The sequence below is a fragment of the Hymenobacter terricola genome, from assembly GCF_017921975.2.
In the GTDB taxonomy this organism is placed as follows: domain Bacteria; phylum Bacteroidota; class Bacteroidia; order Cytophagales; family Hymenobacteraceae; genus Hymenobacter; species Hymenobacter terricola.
Map to the genome: position 1 here is coordinate 1 of NZ_JAGEMO020000006.1, position 855 is coordinate 855.

1 protein-coding gene is annotated in these 855 nt (G+C 74.9%); it reads left to right on the forward strand.

Annotated features, from left to right (window positions below; genetic code table 11):
* Positions 1 to 855, forward strand: an 855-nt coding sequence (locus J4G38_RS06775) for a malectin (protein WP_226163233.1), incomplete at both ends; no start/stop codon positions are given.

The window sequence follows — 855 nt, forward strand, 5'->3', positions numbered from 1 at the left end:
GGAGCCAGGTCAGCGGGCCCGCCCCGGCCACGCTCAGCGGGGCGGCCACGGCCACGCTCACGGCCAGCGCCCTGGTGGCCGGCGCCTACAGCTTCGCCCTGGTCGTGACCGACAACCGCGGCACGCCCAGCGCGCCGAGCACCGTGGCCGTCACCGTCAACCCGGCCACCCCGCCGGGCACCACGGCCCTCTACCGGCTCAACGCCGGGGGCGGCGCGCTGGCCACCGCCCTGGGCGCCTTCGCCGCCGACCAGGGCTTTGCCCCCAGCCCCGGCAACACGTACGCCACCACGGCCCCCATCGCCGGCACCACCGACGACGCGCTCTACCAGACCGAGCGCTACGGCACCAACGGGGCGATGAGCTACGCCCTGGCCGTGCCCAACGGCACCTACACCGTCACCCTGCACTTCGCCGAGCTCTACTGGACCGCCGCCGGCCAGCGCGTGTTCGACGTCTCGCTCGAAGGCACCCCCGTGCTGAGCCGCTACGACATCTTCCGCAAAGCGGGCGCGCTGACGGCCACCACCGAAACCTTCACCGTGACCGTGGCCGACGGCGCGCTCAACCTGGCCCTGACCTCGCGCAACACCGGCGGCGTCGACAACCCCAAACTCTCCGCCCTGGAAGTGATATCGACTTCCTCGACTGGCTCGGCCCCGCCGGTAGCCAACGCGGGGCCGGGCCAAACCCTCACGCTGCCCACCAGCAGCGCGGTGCTCGCCGGGGCGGGCACGCCGGCGGCGGGCAACACCATCGCCGCCTACGCCTGGAGCCAGGTCAGCGGGCCCGCCCCGGCCACGCTCAGCGGGGCGGCCACGGCCACGCTCACGGCCAGCGCCCTGGTGGCCGGCG